Here is a 14,695-nt window from a genome sequence, read left to right as displayed (position 1 = left end):
TGCAGAGGGTGATTTCAACAAAGCCGGATTCGGAGATTTCTCAACGATGTGTACAAAAAACAATAACGTGAAAACAAGAGGACCTATTGTACTTCAGCTAGAAAATTCATTCAGTAATCTTCAAAAAAATGCTGACGGAAATAGCATTATTGTTCATATCTCATTTGGTGAAGAAGGGAAAGACCTTTTGGTGGGCAGTACCTGGACTGCAGGAAGTACAGAGATTCCAGAATTCCCCACAGTTGCCCTGCCTGTTGCAGCGATATTGGGTTTAATGTTTATTTTCGGGCGCAGAAAACAAGAATAAACGATTAGTTTTTAGAGCGTTAACCCCCTAGACATTAACCTCCTGGAGCGTTAACCCCCCTAAAATTAAAACTTTCTTTTTTTCAATATTTTTTAGGAATTCATCCTGACTTTTATTCTCCGTCATCGTCAGAGTCACAGTCTTCATATTCTCTTTCATCTCTTTCTGAGTATCCTGTTTCTTCTATCTTTCTTGCTTCTTCTGTTTCCTTTTCTGCTTTCATGAGCTCCCTTTCAACTTCAGCCACCCTCCCAGTTTCTAGAGATTTTTTTGCACTATACTTTGTATAGACGAACATGGCCATCAACGCTATAATTGAAGCAAGTAAAAAAATGAGCATTATATTGAGCATAGAACCATAAGCACCGAATGAAGTTTCAGGACCAAAAGTCAAATACAGTTCATCCCCTGTTTTTTTAGATATTATATGTATGCTCCTATATATTTTAAATATTAATATTTTCCAAGACTTATTTTAATCTTTGGCAACTAAAGTCACCGATTATTTATTTTTTTTGAATTATACTGTTCAAAGTATATTTAACTAAATAAGCTTATCTATTTATAATTATATTAAAAAACATTTCCGCAGTTTCTTTAAACGGGGTTTGAACAAATGAAAGCAGTACATATTATAGGAATAATGGTGTTTTTGTTATTTACGGTGGGTTCTGCGAGTGCAGCAACATTTTATTTGACTGATGTAAATGATAATACGTACGATGGTTTGATTAAAATTAAAGTGACTTATGATGGAAATACAATAACTGTTCAGGATGTTAGCTCCGCTCTTGACAGTACCTCAAATGTAGATGTAAAAGCGATCGGGATTGTTAATTCTCCTGACAATTCTGTCGTACAGGTGACTGACAATAGCGGTAAAGGCAGTATCTGGACAATTGCAGAGGGTGATTTCAACAAAGCCGGATTCGGAGATTTCTCAACGATGTGTACAAAAAACAATAAMGTGAAAACAAGAGGACCTATTGTACTTCAGCTAGAAAATTCATTCAGTAATCTTCAAAAAAATGCTGACGGAAATAGYATTATTGTTCATATCTCATTTGGTGAAGAAGGGAAAGACCTTTTGGTRGGCAGTACCTGGACTGCAGGAAGTACAGAAATTCCCGAATTCCCCACAATTGCCCTGCCTGTTGTAGCAGTACTTGGAATAATGTTCGTTCTGGGCAACAAAAGAAAGGAATAAGAAGTTAGAAAAAATACCTAAATTAGTTTTAGTCTTTATTAGTTTTAGTCTTTAATATTGAATGCCCTTTTCACACGATAAAGGGCTTTTCTACATTTTTAAATTTTCCTTCCTAGAGTGTACTCTGTTTCTTCTTTTTCTTCCATTAGCTCTTTAAGTCTTTTTTTCTCGGCAATCTGTCGGGCAATTCTGTCAGCTTCTGCTTTCTCTTTTTCTTCACGCATTTTTTTTGTGACTTTCTTTGTATAAATAAACATTAACATCAGGGCAACAAATGCAATCAGCAAAAAAATGAATACCATGTTCAGTGTGGGTTCGATGTTCATTCCCGGTCACCGTTTAAGTTAGTGAGAGTTATATTTGTCAGTTTCTAAAAATGGAAGAAAATTTTCTTCCTGAAAGTTCATTTTAATTTTTTTAGTAATACCCGCCATGCCTCTCATTAATTTCCCTGGCAGTACTATAGGCATCATAGAGGTTGTAGATCCAGAACAAAGGATAAAGGATGTAACCGATTAAAACCACTGTCAGGAATCCGAAAATCGAGGCAAGAATAATAAAAATAATCCCTTTCATGATCTGCCCGTTATAGATCTGCCCGAGGCCAGGGATGAAGAATGATAGTACTGCAGCGATACCTGGATTTTTCCTGGGTTGAGGCATTTTTTCAAGCTCCTTACGGTTTTCTGTTTTTTGGTTAATTCTTTTAATGGGAGATATCTTTACCGATTTCAGGTTAAATATAATAAACTAAACATAACAAGTTAAATGTAATAATCTAAATGTAATAATCTAAATGTAATAATCTAAATGTAATAATCTAAATGTAATAATCTAAATGTAATAATCTAAATGTAATAATCTAAATATAATAATCTGAATGTAATAAGTTAAACATTATAAGCTACATAGAAGCGATAAGCGACCTTAATTTCGTCCATTTCCCTTGGCTCCGGTTTAAAATCCGACTGGTCTGTTTTATAAACTTTTTCGCCGAAGTTTTTGAAGGTAACTTCGCATTTTATGTTTTCGGGCAGCTGAGCCTCAAAGCTCCCGCATTTCCCGCAGATTTTGCGAATAAGAGTTTCTATTTCTTCGAGACTGAAATTTTTTTTGTTTTCAGACCTGTAGTTTACCTCAACCGTCAGTTCTTCTTTGCTCAAAAGATCCGCCCAGAAGCCGGAAAGCTCTGCACCTTCGATCTTGTAGTCCTGAAGTTCGAAACTCCTTGTTATCGTGTTCTTGATCTTGCCCTCTTCCATATATTTAGTTTAGAAAGTGAATATATATAAACTATTTCAATAAACAATAGAGATACCTTAAGAAAATGAATATATACAAAAGGTCGCTGACAAATGGGATTCTTCAAATTTGGTTTTTATCTCATAAGGCTGAAATTTCCAGTTGAATTTTTTGTTTCGGGACCCTGGGACTACCGTTCTTGAAAACTAAGCCGTGGTGTGGGGTTTAAAAGCTGAAAATAGCTCTAAAATCCCGGACAACTTAAAAAAAGGGCCTTTCGGCTAGAATTATAAAAAATCGAACCTGAGAGGTGAGTTCAGTTAAACTCAACTCTAACCTGACTCATTTTTAAATTCTCTTAAACATGAGGTACAGAACGTTGATTCTTAAAATCTGTATATGTATATAGAAAGTTAAGAAAAAGTTACTAGTATCTAGAAAATTTATTTATGAGTCATTATAATTACGAAAAAGACTACTTGTAAGGAGTAATCTAAATATTAACGCCCCATAATTAAGTTGCCATGACACTAAGAACCTGGATTAAGGTCTGTACTGCTATTCACAACCTGCAAGATTCGTTTTGACAACTCTGAATACTGAGTTTTTGGGTCACCCGTTTTCTGGAGGAAAGAATTTGCACCATTTTCTATTGCCTGGTGCATAAGTTCTTCTCCGACTCCCGTAAATAGAATGAAAGGAATGTTGATCCTCTTATCACGGATAGTTCTCAGGAACGTGATACCATTCATAACAGGCATATCATAATCCGAGACTATCACATCATAGGAGTCTTTCTCTAACATACTGAGAGCTTCTCTTGCAGAGTCCACGGTATCGGAGGGTATATCGTGGAATACTTCTAAGAATGTCTTTGATAGCTCTAAAAACAAGGGGTTATCGTCTACAATCAATACTTTCATGGGGGGATTCTCCATCCTGTTAAAACTCAATATTCGATGTTTACCGACATTAATTCATAGATTATGTTCAAAAGTATGTAGTTGATTCTGAAATTCAATACTTTTTCTAATTTATATTAAATTACTTACGTGAAAAATTGTCTCAAAGCAAAAAAAGTGTTCAGATCAAAAATTTCAAAATTAGCATAGAGTTGTATGTCTATCCGTTTTGTCGGAGCGACACTTAAAACTCTATTTTTAATTATTCGTGTAAAAAACTACACTCAAAATTGAGAGGGTCTGCTCAATATTATTTAACATTATATTTTGGATTTTTTTCTAGAAACTAGGTCTAGATATTTATGACCTATCTATAAATGAATGTTAGAACAAAGATGAGCAAATTATATTTGACCAACCTCTTTATTGCATTGATATAGCTGTCTACTAAAGTTCACAGACAAACCCTACCAACCCAACTACAAGCCACTTAAGAATAGACTCGAATCTGATATACAAAGAATTCAAGCTTAAAGAAAACCCGGCCTCGATAATGATTAGTGGCTTAATTCTATTCTCCTTTTGACCTTCACTCTACATTATGATAATCAGAGAACTATTTAATGAAAAGATATGCTGTACTTGCATACCAAATAGGAAATTATCTCACCTACTAAAATTGGTTTTGGATTAAGCTGAAGAAATATTAAGCTGAAGAAATGAAGGATTGATTAAATATCCTCTTTATATTATTCTTCACGTTTCGTTTTTCGGTTTCCCCATTTTTTCGGTTTCCCCATTTTTTTTCTTTTCTGTTACTTTTCGAACATCTACTAATCTTTTCTTCCTATCTTTGAGTACTTGTATTCCCTTTTCGAATTCTTTTAACAAATCCTTTCTTTCAACCTCAGTAGCTATATTATTCAATGATTCTATTTTCCTATTTTCAAGAAATTCTATCGCTCTGTCTAAATTATATTCTGGTTCTTTCATTTCATTATTCATTAAGTTTTTAACCCCCATAAAGTCGTCTTAAATATGAAATATTATTTGAAAATCATTTAACAGTCTAACATTGTGAACTACCTGAAGCTATAACCTGAAGCTAAAAATTTCGTGGCTTTCTATTACTGCGATTCCAAAGTATGTTCATAAAACCCTGGTAAGGCAGAAATGAAGCTTTAAAATAAACTCAATGAAAGAAAAGTAAAAAGCGATGTAAGAAGAAGCCCAGAGGAGCTGTTCTACCGTATCCCCCAATACAGTCTCTTCGAATATTATGCTCCCCCAAGCACATTGATTCGAAGAAGGATCAGCGACCTCCAGGAAATTCTTTTATTTTGATGATACCCCTTTACTTCCCAACTCCAGCATATAGTAATAGCATAAATTATATTAAATAATTTATATCAAAAATTGTTTTCGAGCAAAAAATTGTTTGACGTAAAAAATTTCAAGCCCATTATAGCTCTTTTCTTGTGAAAGCTTATGCACTTGATGATCAAGTTAAGCACACGAGGAATCAGATTCCTGGCTGCGTTTTTGTGATATCTGAAGAGAAAGCTGCGGGTTATCAAAACACCTCTCGCAGGTGCTTAAAATAAGATCATGTTTAATCGAATGGTCTTTTGAAAGGACTTTATATTCATATTTGCCTAATTTATTTTTAACATAATTTGTTAACATCTGAAAGTTCTGACCGTGGAAGAGTACAATCATTTCATTCAATGTCTCCCCGAAGCATTGGGAATCATTTTTGAATTGAACTGCATGACAGGAATGAGATATGTAGAACTATAAGGACTATATGATAATCCGCAGTGGTACTACAAAAACTGTAAAATAACAACACATTGTGGCGGATATAGCACTACTATCCGTCACTACATATTGACTATTATTTAATTATATACTTCCCTAATCATTTTTGTAAGTTCGTCTCTGTCAATTAAATCAATATCATTGGCTTTAGCTAATTGTTTGGCAGAATTTGTAAAATAACTATTTGTAACTACCATACCCTCTGTACATTTGTAAAAACCTTTTGAAGCTACAACTTCCTGTACTGCACCATTTGAGACCTTACCCGAGTATCGTTTGATCTGGACAGCGGTTTTTGTTCTGTCTTTTGATGTTAGAATAAGATCCGCACCTTGATCACCTGATGATTTAGTACGATAGACTGAATATCCCAACTGTTCACAAACATGTTGCATAAACACTTCAAATTCATATCCTTCCATCCCATCTATCTGAGCTAATATTACATTTATATCAGTTAATCTGTTTCTTTTTAATTTTTTTTGTTCTGACCTTTTTTCTAAAGCCTTCAAAAAATACTTCCAAAAATATCTTAAGCTTTCAAAAACAGGCTTTAGAAAACCTTCTAATTCGTACCCTTGCCTCCCATCTATCTTAGCTACATTTATATCTGTTAATCTGTTTCTTTCTGGTCTTTTTTGTTCTGACCTTTTTTCTGAAGTTTTCAACAAATTATTCCAGGCGACCTTTGAACGAATTATTTGTTCTTCGGGATTCCATAAAAAAGCAAAATTTAAAAGTATAATTGTCATCAAGAGGAAAAATATGCCTGCTACCGGCAAACTTACTGTGATCAATAACCCAAAGATTAAACAAAACGACGCTACAATAAAATAAGTTATATATAGGACAACGTGTAATAATTTTGGTTCGGAGGGTGCTATTAGAGTGCTAACTTCAAATTTAAAAATAATAATTGCAATTGAAAAACAAACTAAACTCCCCCCAATCAAACCCTGTGACAACATACTCAATCCCATAAATATAAAAACTGATCCTAATATAAAATAAGTCATTTTCCGGGATATATTTGAAAACTTTGGTTTTTGTTGGGATTCAGGAGTACTAACTGTTGGATAATCTGCTAGAGTATTATCTTCTAATGAAATTGGTACTGCACTTACATCTGAGGGGGTTGTTAGAGTACTTTCATCTACAACTGACGAAGAATTTTCCATTTTTTCGGTCCTCTTTATAAAAAGTAATTATAAAAATATAGAATAATTTAAAAAGCTTTTCCTTTTTAAAATTCAGTATTTAAATATATTCTATGCCATAATAATTATTGAAAACATTTAAAGTTATAGAAGCTAAAAAGCCTTTATGCAATCTTGGCAACCTTATTTATCCAAATTTTTAATAATACATTCCATTATCGTTAGATATAATCTGATTTTATTATATTATGTATTACATTTCTTTTTAGGGAAAATAATTCTTCAGGTAAATTTGGTGCTCCATTATTAATTAATTGATATTTTTATGTTTCTGCAATTTAGTAATTCATTTAATGTCCATTTCTTTTTCATAATTCCAGATTCTTCTGCAGGTGTCTTTTTTTCGAATCCTTGTGTTCCTTTTCTTTTTTAATCCTCTATGATATCTACAAAAGTTAAAATGGGTGCAATAAAATCTCATTTGGGCGTAAAGACCTCTAATCTTTTTTGAAAATCCTATAGTTTTCCTTAAGATTCTATTATTGTCCTGTCTAAAAGTTAGGTTTTGTCTTTCAAGTAAACTCGTTGATATTTCACTTTGATCTATATTTTGACCAAAGATAATTCTTTTTTCAACGTTTTTTTAGCTTTCGATCTTCTCCGATAGGATAAAAACAAAGGGAATATATTATTATGAGGTTTAAGCATGTTAAATACAAAGTACAGAATAGACGGAAGAAAAGAAATGGCACCACGACGGAAAACACAGAAGACTATCAAAGTTGTGGAGTATCACTATATAAGATGACAACATCACAGGAAACCGAGGACGGACGAAAGACCGAAACTCTGTCCAAAGTGCAAAAGTGCTCATTGAAACAGCGAAAAGAAGAAGACTACAAGGAAGACGAAAATAAAAACCTGGAGGAATAAAAGCAAATGGGACTAATAAAAAAGATGTTGAGGTTCTACAATAAGGCTACGAAAAGACACGACAGTAAAAAAAGGAAAATGCAAGCAAGTAGACGACGAATGGCAAAATAAAAAGGGAACTGTTGACACTTTATCACAAAAAAGATCAGTTATTAAATTGATAGGCGAAGATGGAAAAGCCTTTTCTATTTTAGCAAGATGCAGTATTTAGGCAAGAAAAGCCGGATGGTGTAAAGAAGAGATGAAGGGTTTTGTTGACGAAGCCACAAGCAGAAACTACGATAAACTGCTTTATGTTGTAATGAAATACTTTGATGAGCCTTCACCCGAGGATAACACAGAGGTAGCGTACCGAAAGTTCTGTAAAACCATTCTTTCAAAAAGTTACCAAACTTAAATGTTATTACAGCCTGACTTTGACAGTTAGATAAAAATAAGTGCTCTTTGTTTTGTGTTATGAAATGAGAGATATTAAGAAGCGATTGACAGAATGGGGAATGTTGAGTTCATAAGAGCTTGAAAACGAGATTGAAAGTTAAGATATGCAATTCATCAAGAAAATAGATTCGACCCTTTGTAGGGGTTTTTGAGGGTTCTGAGTGCAATTTCTTGAAAGAATCAATGAGAATAGTTAAACAGCTTAATAGTGACTAGAGATAGTAACATGTTAAATATTAAGCTACTTCCTCAAAATATAGAAATAAAAAGCCTTGAATACAGTTTAGTCTTTTTGTGAAAGCTGCATTCAAGGTTTCATAAAGACTGATTGTACCGCAAAACTTAATGGACTATGATGCTGTTTTTGTGCAGCATCTACATCTAAAAATATTATTTTTCTTTTCTAACTCCTTTGAAGGGCTTTCCATCACTTTTTACGTCCATAAATCTTCCGGTTGTTGTATCACGTTTTACCCATTTATCAGTTACAGGGTTTTGTGTCTGTGATCTGTCTTTAATAGCTCCAATTCTTCGATTATCACCGGTTGGATGATTCTTTGCGATATATATCACCTTGCTTACTGATATTTTTTCAAACATTATTATAGAATCACGTCCATATATTTAACACTTTCGTACTTTCTGACATACTATATGGAGTCCTCTAAAGTAAATTTTGATTTTATATTAAAAAGCAAGTTTCATAACTTATTGAGACATTTTCGAAAATTATGGTGGAAAGTGCAAAAAATGTTGATCAGCTAATAAAATACTACTCAGAATCTCCTATGAACAAAGATTTCGTTAATTTTTCCAAATACTGCGGAGATATTCAAGCAAATGATCTTCGTAAACTTGGATTTGAGCTTAAAGGAATCTTAGGTTATTATCTAAAAAAACAGAAGGTCAATAATCAGAATAAATATATTGAAGATTCGGAAGGGGTAATTGATTACTTTTGCTTAAGAGATGCAAATGAGTATTTTAACAAAGCTCTGTACTTGATGTGTTGTTATAAATATTTGCAAAAAGGTGGATATCACTCATGGGCAAAAGTAACTTTTTATTATCCTCGGTTTTATCTAAATAATTCACTTTGTAGGTTACAGGGATATTCTGTATTTCATGGAGCACCACCAATAGAATTATTCCGTGAAAATTGGAACGATAGAGTGTATGCCTACAGGAAAGCTAAGATTAAAAGTGGTCCACATGTTCATTTATGGAAAACGGCGAAAGAATACTACAAAGAATTTGATTCAACTAATCTTATTTCGCTAGACAACGATGGCATAAAAAGTTTCTTCAACGACGAATTCTTAAAAGAGATAGGAATAGATACTCCTAGCCGCACAGAATTGGATTGGAGAAATGAAATTACCTACGGAGCAACAAGGTTTGAAGAACTTTACTGGGGAAGTGGAAATGCAATTTACAGCTTTAGCCGTGGTGAAGGGATCTATAATTATATTGATTCTGAAGTTTTTTATGAGGAATTCGGTAATGATGATCACGGTGGAGAAGGACTCGAAGAATATAATATGGGGATACTAATTAAATTCATAATAGAACTGCTAGGTAAAATATCAAACAAGGTTCATAACCCAAATTTGTGTCATATCAAAATGAAAAGTCTCAGACATTTCGAGACTAATGATGATTTTTTGAGTTTAATCGAAGAATGGGCAAAAGAGTACGGATTAAGCTGCAACGAAAAAATATATCGTGATGAATAAAACTAGAAGTGTACGTCCAGGATACTAATTACTCTGTTATTTTCATTCAATTAGAGTACTTTTCGTTAACTACATCTATCTGTTATATCGCTTTAATACATGTTTTTAATAGAATATGTATCCATTATAGGTGGAAATATGACTGATCTGTCTGATAGAAGATACTATGGCGAAAGAATAGCCGGTATAGATCCAAGAATTAGTTTTGAGATACTTAAGGATATTTTTTCTGCGATATATGGAGAATATGAAGAATATATATCAATTAATAATTATAAGAACGCTGATATTTATGTCTATGGCATAACTAAAATGATGGACATTTGGCCAATAGAGGATAATATCAGACTTTATAATGAAGTCGATTTGTTTACTGCTATGGAGTTACTTTATCATCATATTCGTGTATATATTCTTGGGTCGACTTATCCTTTCGAAAAGAAGGGCTTAGAGACAGAAAAGACAGAAAAAAAGAAGAAAGCGTATCGTGCTAAAATAAATACTATCCTCAAACACTACAATGGAGGATACGAACTTTCGGAAGATGGAGAAATTCAAAAGCTTTCACCTCTAGGCTTTGAAACACTGATTGAAGAAGCTATTGAAACGAATGATCCCGATAGTATTGATTTAAGGGTAAAATATGCAATTTCAAAGTTTTCTCGCTACAATTCTTCAGTTGAGGATAAGAAAGAAGCTATAAGAACACTTGCTGATGTGCTTGAATATCTTAAAGAAAGTGATATACGACTACCTAGAGATGATGAGAAAAATCTCTTTAATATAATTAACAATTTCGATATCCGCCATCTCAATAGAAAGCAACAAAGCGATTATGATAAAGATATTTGGTACGATTGGATGTTTTATACTTTCCTTGCTTCTATTTGTGTCCTATTAAAATTGAATGACAAAAAATTTGATTTGAAAATACAGCGTACAGAATAAATCCCAAAAGCAAAAGAGATCATATTATATCCTAATATCTTAACAACTCTATTACTTTTTTCATTCTACAATGTTAGCATCTTTGTAATTCCCTGAAATCCGTTTGTGCTGTCTATCAATTGATACCACACTCATCTGATAGTCCTTAGCACTAGGTTAGCCAAAACTGACAATTTTTCATGATGTTTTACAATATGTTAAAAACAGCAATAAATTTTAGTAGCTATTAAATAAATAGAAGGATATGTTTCTGGTGAGATATAGCATATTCTTGTTTTAATTATAGATCGAGGTTGATTTTGCTGACAGAAATATCCTCCAAACTAGACTTCAAAGATTGTAACATTGAACGTACTGTTATTGGGATAATTCACAATACTATGAAAATTATATAAACAACTCACAAAATATATATTCAGAAAATTATTCTAAATACGAAGGTCGAAAGGAAAAACGATAATATATTTTGGAATATTTTTCTGATGATTATAGAAAAATTGGCTCCTTTGTTTATTAGTCGCTTTGGTGAATCAAAAACATGCTTTTAGGCTTTTCCGTTGCCGTATTAGGATTTTTAACTTCTAGTTCTCCATCTTTATTTTTTGGTAGTAATAATTTTCCAACTGTATCGGATGATACTGGATATAAGTTGGAGTTTACATTTCTATTTTTTGGGTATCCTTTAGTTATTACAGGGTTTCTAATTTTTTCTTCTGTGTTGATTAGTAACCATACAAAATGTAAAAAATGCAATCAAGATCTTGGCTATAAAGAGATAAAAAGGCTGTTGATTGAAGAGACAAGATGTTCTGAGGGGATAATAAAAAAGACAACAAGGTACTATAAATGCCAATATTGTGGTGATTAAAAAATATGCCTATTGAAGGGACAATAAAATACAAAGACTTGCTAAAATAAATTGATAAAGCAACAATACTAAGTTTGCATTATAGGTTATTTTCTTGCCACTATTGTTACCTAACTGATGACACCTGGTTAATTCAAGGTTCATCTTTAGGTTCATCAAAAAGTGCAGGATACTTTTCTCCTAATGGTATTTTGAGTTCTTTGTCCAATTCTGCCTTATAAAGTGATTTTACTTTTGAAAGCTGGTCAACAGTTAGATTTTTAGCTCCTGTAAGATCAGCCCCTTCAAGATCAGCCCCTTCAAGATCAGCTCCTTGAAGGCGAGATACTTGAAGGTCAGCTCCTCTTAGGTCTGCCCCTATAAGTTTAGCTCCTATAAGTTTAGCTCCTATAAGATTAGCTCTCTCAAGATCAGCTCCTTTAAGATTGGCCTTTGTAAGATTAGTTAGTATAAGGAATGCATTTTGAAGGTTAGCATCAAAAAGACGAGCTTCTGTAAGATTAGCAAACATGAGGCTAGCTTGACAAAGATCAGTTTCATTAAAGTGAGCTCTTTTAAAATAGCCACCCGTAAAATTAGCTCCTCGTAGATAGCTTTTTTCCAGATTTAAATTGCCTGGTTCTCTGTCCCTAAAGAAACTCTTTTGTTTTCTGCTAAGTGCAAGTTCAATAAGGTCAACAGGTTGAACTTTAGCTCCTTTAAGAGAGGTTTTTATAAGTTTATAATCTTTTAAGATAACTTGTTCCGTATATAATTTGCTTGGCTCCTTTTCCGGAGCAGAATACTTGCGTCTTCTAATTACATCAAGAATCGCTTTAATATCCTCAGATAATTCCTTTTGATTCTTAATATCTTCAACTTTTGTATTCTTACTTTCAACACTCGAATTTTTTCTAACATAAGTAGTTAATATTTCCAGAATTGGCCAGTAATCACTATCAGATTTGTCTAAGATTCTTCCCAGAGCATATATTCCACCTATCCTAATCTCTATTGCTGGATTTCCTGATTGATCGTTAGCACCTAATTGATTTACAGCTCGAGTAAAACGTTCTGTAATTTGACCTTCCTGAGCAACTGTAATATTTTTCCAAGCAAAATAAATTCCGATTCCAACAGCAGTGCCACCTAGTATTTGGGCTAATGTAGCAATGAATTGAATTGAAGTTGTACGATATTGATTAATTAAATTAGCTTTTTCGGTTGCGTTAGTTATTCCATACTGAGACACCTGATTTACAGGATATGTGAATACTATATAACGAAGGAATAAGGCGATAAGTACAAACGTAACAGCAAAAACAATAATAATGAATATTAACAACAGCTTATGTTGTCTTGCCTTCTCATACGCTTTGCTCAACGCCATAATCTTTTTTCCTTATTATGAAATGTTAAACCATTCTTTATCAACAGTGAACTAAAATAAACATTATCATTTATACTCAAAGATGAATAAACGAAAAAAAACAATGAAAACTATAAGATGGTTACAGATATTGATTAAGTGGAAAAGCTTTTCATATATAATGCTATTTTCTTTTTCATGGCTTTATCAGATATATTATACAACGAAATTCTAAGAATTCGTGATAAACAACTAGCTGAAGAAGAACGTGTTCTGACAGCTAAAATTTTAATAAAAAAGACTCTATTAGGATTTCTTAATGATTGGAAATCGTATTCAAAAAGCAATCAGATCTATTCAAACGAAGATGCTGAATACCTTGTATTTATAAATGAAGAGAAACTCAACCATCACTTAAATCAGTTTCTTCTCATCTCTAATGAAATAAGTGCTGTTGGTATACTACCTGACGCTGTGTCGGATAAATTAATAGATTTCGCATCTAGGATGCGTGTAATAGCAGATAGATCTGCTATTGTTAGTGCTGACGCTTGGAGCAGGGAATATCCTTCAAGTCTTGTAAACCAATTCGATAATCTCTTGGACGACATTGTTGATATGTCCACGAATTTAGACGAATATTGCCGTACTGCTTAAGTTTATAAAAATGTTTAAGCACAGTATAAAAATGTGCTTAACTCCTTTCTACATGATCACTTAGTGTTTTTTTAAGATTTTTATCCAAAATAGGCATTCCCTTTCTTATCACGCCTGTTACAAGTGGTAATTTTTCTTCAGTATCTCTAAGAAGTTCTTCTGCGTGATCAAAATATTTCCTATAAAATTTGAGCTCATTTTCTGTAGTTTTAAAGTCTTTATTTTCTAAATACTGGACTTGTTTAGATGCAGTTGCAAGATTTTCAATAGCTTCGCGAAGTAACTTTTTACACTGGTCAGCTCTCAGATACTGAGTAATTGATTTAATACAGGCTAGGTATTCATTTAAGTCTTCGTTTGCTCCCTGCTTATTAAAAAGCATTGTATGTAAAGCCCCAAACAAACATAGATTAAATCGCGATGGATTTTCACACCAATTAGTCTGTCCTGCTTTTTTAAAAAAACCAATTGCTTGCTCTAATTCTCTTTTATACTCTTCTACGTCTTTGCATTGTGATGCTTTAAATAAAGAGATATTTCCAAGAGAATGATACGCGTAGGTTGTAATATCACTGTCTTCTTCGTCTCCGTATTTGGTGAGTTCATATATGTCGTTTAATGCCTTTTGCTTGTTTGGCACATGAATAAATGCAAAGCCTAAAACTTCAATAGCTTTCTGTCTTGCTTCACAACATTCATCAATGGCTAACCTGCATAAATCGTTCCAAGCTTGCTCTTTATCCGGCAAACATAGAAAAGCAGTACCAATGGCAGAGGCGATATCCCAATTTACGTATTCACGATATTCAGAATCATCGTAGGTTAGTTCATGTAAATCGTTCCAAGCTTGTTGTTTATCTGGCAAATGTGAAAAAGCAGCACCAATGGCCTTAGCGGCACCTCCTCTAACATCAGAATTTTCATCAAGTATCAATTTATGCAGGTCTTCCCATGCCAGTTAAGCAGTAGGAATCGGAATTGGATCGAATATAGAGAATTGGAGCTTAAAACCAATTGATGAGGCATTAATCGAAAGTCTAACAAAGAGAGCAAGTTCTCTATGGTCTGATGCGACTTACTTGGGTAATATCGGTAGTGGAGTCAATTTTAATATCAGGATATCGGCAATTG

17 protein-coding genes and 1 pseudogene are annotated in these 14,695 nt (G+C 33.2%); 7 read left to right on the top strand and 11 right to left on the bottom strand.

The features are described from left to right. A partial coding sequence (locus tag FXV91_RS09215) for a PEF-CTERM sorting domain-containing protein (RefSeq protein ID WP_229390292.1) occupies nt 1–307 on the top strand: 307 nt, incomplete at its 5' end. 112 nt (nt 308–419) lie between these two features. Here the strand turns inward: FXV91_RS09215 and FXV91_RS09210 are convergent. Further along, nucleotides 420–701 (bottom strand): hypothetical protein, encoded by a 282-nt coding sequence (locus tag FXV91_RS09210; RefSeq protein ID WP_229390291.1) that lies wholly within the window; start codon nt 699–701, stop codon nt 420–422. 222 nt (nt 702–923) lie between these two features. On the opposite strand from FXV91_RS09210, the gene FXV91_RS09205 reads away from it, so the two are divergent. After that, on the top strand, nt 924–1,514 hold the full coding sequence (locus tag FXV91_RS09205; protein WP_229390290.1) for a PEF-CTERM sorting domain-containing protein: 591 nt from the start codon (nt 924–926) through the stop codon (nt 1,512–1,514). Between the two features lie 98 nt (nt 1,515–1,612). Here the strand turns inward: FXV91_RS09205 and FXV91_RS09200 are convergent, their stop codons facing one another. From FXV91_RS09200 to FXV91_RS09170, 7 genes and pseudogenes are all read right to left on the bottom strand, one after another. Next, nucleotides 1,613–1,840: a hypothetical protein gene (locus tag FXV91_RS09200; protein WP_229390289.1), complete on the bottom strand. Its 228-nt coding sequence runs from the start codon at nt 1,838–1,840 to the stop codon at nt 1,613–1,615. A gap of 91 nt (nt 1,841–1,931) precedes the next feature. After that, nucleotides 1,932–2,177: a DUF5683 domain-containing protein gene (locus tag FXV91_RS09195; RefSeq protein WP_229390288.1), complete on the bottom strand. Its 246-nt coding sequence runs from the start codon at nt 2,175–2,177 to the stop codon at nt 1,932–1,934. Between the two features lie 227 nt (nt 2,178–2,404). Next, complete coding sequence (locus FXV91_RS09190) at nt 2,405–2,776, bottom strand: hypothetical protein (RefSeq protein ID WP_229390287.1); 372 nt, start codon at nt 2,774–2,776, stop codon at nt 2,405–2,407. 510 nt (nt 2,777–3,286) lie between these two features. Beyond that, nucleotides 3,287–3,679 carry a response regulator gene (locus FXV91_RS09185; protein ID WP_229390286.1) on the bottom strand — a complete coding sequence of 131 codons (393 nt, stop codon included), beginning with the start codon at nt 3,677–3,679 and terminating at the stop codon, nt 3,287–3,289. A gap of 735 nt (nt 3,680–4,414) precedes the next feature. Further along, complete coding sequence (locus FXV91_RS09180) at nt 4,415–4,663, bottom strand: hypothetical protein (RefSeq protein ID WP_229390285.1); 249 nt, start codon at nt 4,661–4,663, stop codon at nt 4,415–4,417. 896 nt (nt 4,664–5,559) lie between these two features. Then, nucleotides 5,560–6,657 carry a restriction endonuclease gene (locus FXV91_RS09175; RefSeq protein WP_229390284.1) on the bottom strand — a complete coding sequence of 366 codons (1,098 nt, stop codon included), beginning with the start codon at nt 6,655–6,657 and terminating at the stop codon, nt 5,560–5,562. Between the two features lie 285 nt (nt 6,658–6,942). After that, nucleotides 6,943–7,279 (bottom strand): annotated as a pseudogene (locus tag FXV91_RS09170) (IS1 family transposase); the annotation flags it as partial. Nucleotides 7,280–7,440: 161 nt separating this feature from the next. On the opposite strand from FXV91_RS09170, the gene FXV91_RS19760 reads away from it, so the two are divergent. Next, nucleotides 7,441–7,569, top strand: coding sequence for a hypothetical protein (locus tag FXV91_RS19760; RefSeq protein WP_255680023.1), 129 nt, complete (start codon nt 7,441–7,443; stop codon nt 7,567–7,569). Between the two features lie 241 nt (nt 7,570–7,810). After that, nucleotides 7,811–7,966, top strand: coding sequence for a hypothetical protein (locus FXV91_RS09165; protein ID WP_229390283.1), 156 nt, complete (start codon nt 7,811–7,813; stop codon nt 7,964–7,966). Nucleotides 7,967–8,397: 431 nt separating this feature from the next. On the opposite strand, the gene FXV91_RS09160 is transcribed toward FXV91_RS09165, so the two are convergent. Then, the gene (locus FXV91_RS09160) at nt 8,398–8,607 is read right to left on the bottom strand and encodes a hypothetical protein (protein WP_229390282.1); all 210 of its coding nucleotides are present in this window, start codon (nt 8,605–8,607) and stop codon (nt 8,398–8,400) included. 131 nt (nt 8,608–8,738) lie between these two features. On the opposite strand from FXV91_RS09160, the gene FXV91_RS09155 reads away from it, so the two are divergent. Together FXV91_RS09155 and FXV91_RS09150 are read left to right on the top strand one after the other, a co-directional pair. Further along, nucleotides 8,739–9,743 (top strand): hypothetical protein, encoded by a 1,005-nt coding sequence (locus FXV91_RS09155; protein WP_229390281.1) that lies wholly within the window; start codon nt 8,739–8,741, stop codon nt 9,741–9,743. 138 nt (nt 9,744–9,881) lie between these two features. Continuing rightward, on the top strand, nt 9,882–10,691 hold the full coding sequence (locus FXV91_RS09150) for a hypothetical protein (protein ID WP_229390280.1): 810 nt from the start codon (nt 9,882–9,884) through the stop codon (nt 10,689–10,691). A 1,001-nt stretch (nt 10,692–11,692) separates the two neighbouring features. Here FXV91_RS09150 and FXV91_RS09145 read toward each other — a convergent pair. Beyond that, entirely contained in the window at nt 11,693–12,928 is a 1,236-nt protein-coding gene (locus FXV91_RS09145) for a pentapeptide repeat-containing protein (RefSeq protein WP_229390279.1), read from the bottom strand. Nucleotides 12,929–13,105: 177 nt separating this feature from the next. Between FXV91_RS09145 and FXV91_RS09140 the strand changes: the two genes are divergently transcribed. After that, nucleotides 13,106–13,564, top strand: a complete 459-nt coding sequence (locus FXV91_RS09140) for a hypothetical protein (protein ID WP_229390278.1) — start codon at nt 13,106–13,108, stop codon at nt 13,562–13,564. A 37-nt stretch (nt 13,565–13,601) separates the two neighbouring features. Here the strand turns inward: FXV91_RS09140 and FXV91_RS09135 are convergent, their stop codons facing one another. Then, entirely contained in the window at nt 13,602–14,498 is an 897-nt protein-coding gene (locus FXV91_RS09135; RefSeq protein ID WP_229390277.1) for a hypothetical protein, read from the bottom strand. Between the last annotated feature and the right edge of the window lie 197 nt (nt 14,499–14,695).

This window comes from Methanosarcina sp. DH2, assembly GCF_020804225.1.
GTDB lineage: Archaea > Halobacteriota > Methanosarcinia > Methanosarcinales > Methanosarcinaceae > Methanosarcina.
This window is presented reverse-complemented; position numbering and strand designations above follow the sequence as displayed.

What these genes read in the sequence shown, in the direction of transcription:
- FXV91_RS09200 (WP_229390289.1), bottom strand. Translation starts at nt 1,840, where the DNA reads ATGAACATCGAACCCACACTGAACATGGTATTCATTTTTTTGCTGATT.
- FXV91_RS09195 (WP_229390288.1), bottom strand. Translation starts at nt 2,177, where the DNA reads ATGCCTCAACCCAGGAAAAATCCAGGTATCGCTGCAGTACTATCATTC.
- FXV91_RS09190 (WP_229390287.1), bottom strand. Translation starts at nt 2,776, where the DNA reads ATGGAAGAGGGCAAGATCAAGAACACGATAACAAGGAGTTTCGAACTT.
- FXV91_RS09185 (WP_229390286.1), bottom strand. Translation starts at nt 3,679, where the DNA reads ATGAAAGTATTGATTGTAGACGATAACCCCTTGTTTTTAGAGCTATCA.
- FXV91_RS09180 (WP_229390285.1), bottom strand. Translation starts at nt 4,663, where the DNA reads ATGAATAATGAAATGAAAGAACCAGAATATAATTTAGACAGAGCGATA.
- FXV91_RS09175 (WP_229390284.1), bottom strand. Translation starts at nt 6,657, where the DNA reads ATGGAAAATTCTTCGTCAGTTGTAGATGAAAGTACTCTAACAACCCCC.
- FXV91_RS19760 (WP_255680023.1), top strand. Translation starts at nt 7,441, where the DNA reads ATGACAACATCACAGGAAACCGAGGACGGACGAAAGACCGAAACTCTG.
- FXV91_RS09165 (WP_229390283.1), top strand. Translation starts at nt 7,811, where the DNA reads ATGAAGGGTTTTGTTGACGAAGCCACAAGCAGAAACTACGATAAACTG.
- FXV91_RS09160 (WP_229390282.1), bottom strand. Translation starts at nt 8,607, where the DNA reads ATGTTTGAAAAAATATCAGTAAGCAAGGTGATATATATCGCAAAGAAT.
- FXV91_RS09155 (WP_229390281.1), top strand. Translation starts at nt 8,739, where the DNA reads ATGGTGGAAAGTGCAAAAAATGTTGATCAGCTAATAAAATACTACTCA.
- FXV91_RS09150 (WP_229390280.1), top strand. Translation starts at nt 9,882, where the DNA reads ATGACTGATCTGTCTGATAGAAGATACTATGGCGAAAGAATAGCCGGT.
- FXV91_RS09145 (WP_229390279.1), bottom strand. Translation starts at nt 12,928, where the DNA reads ATGGCGTTGAGCAAAGCGTATGAGAAGGCAAGACAACATAAGCTGTTG.
- FXV91_RS09140 (WP_229390278.1), top strand. Translation starts at nt 13,106, where the DNA reads ATGGCTTTATCAGATATATTATACAACGAAATTCTAAGAATTCGTGAT.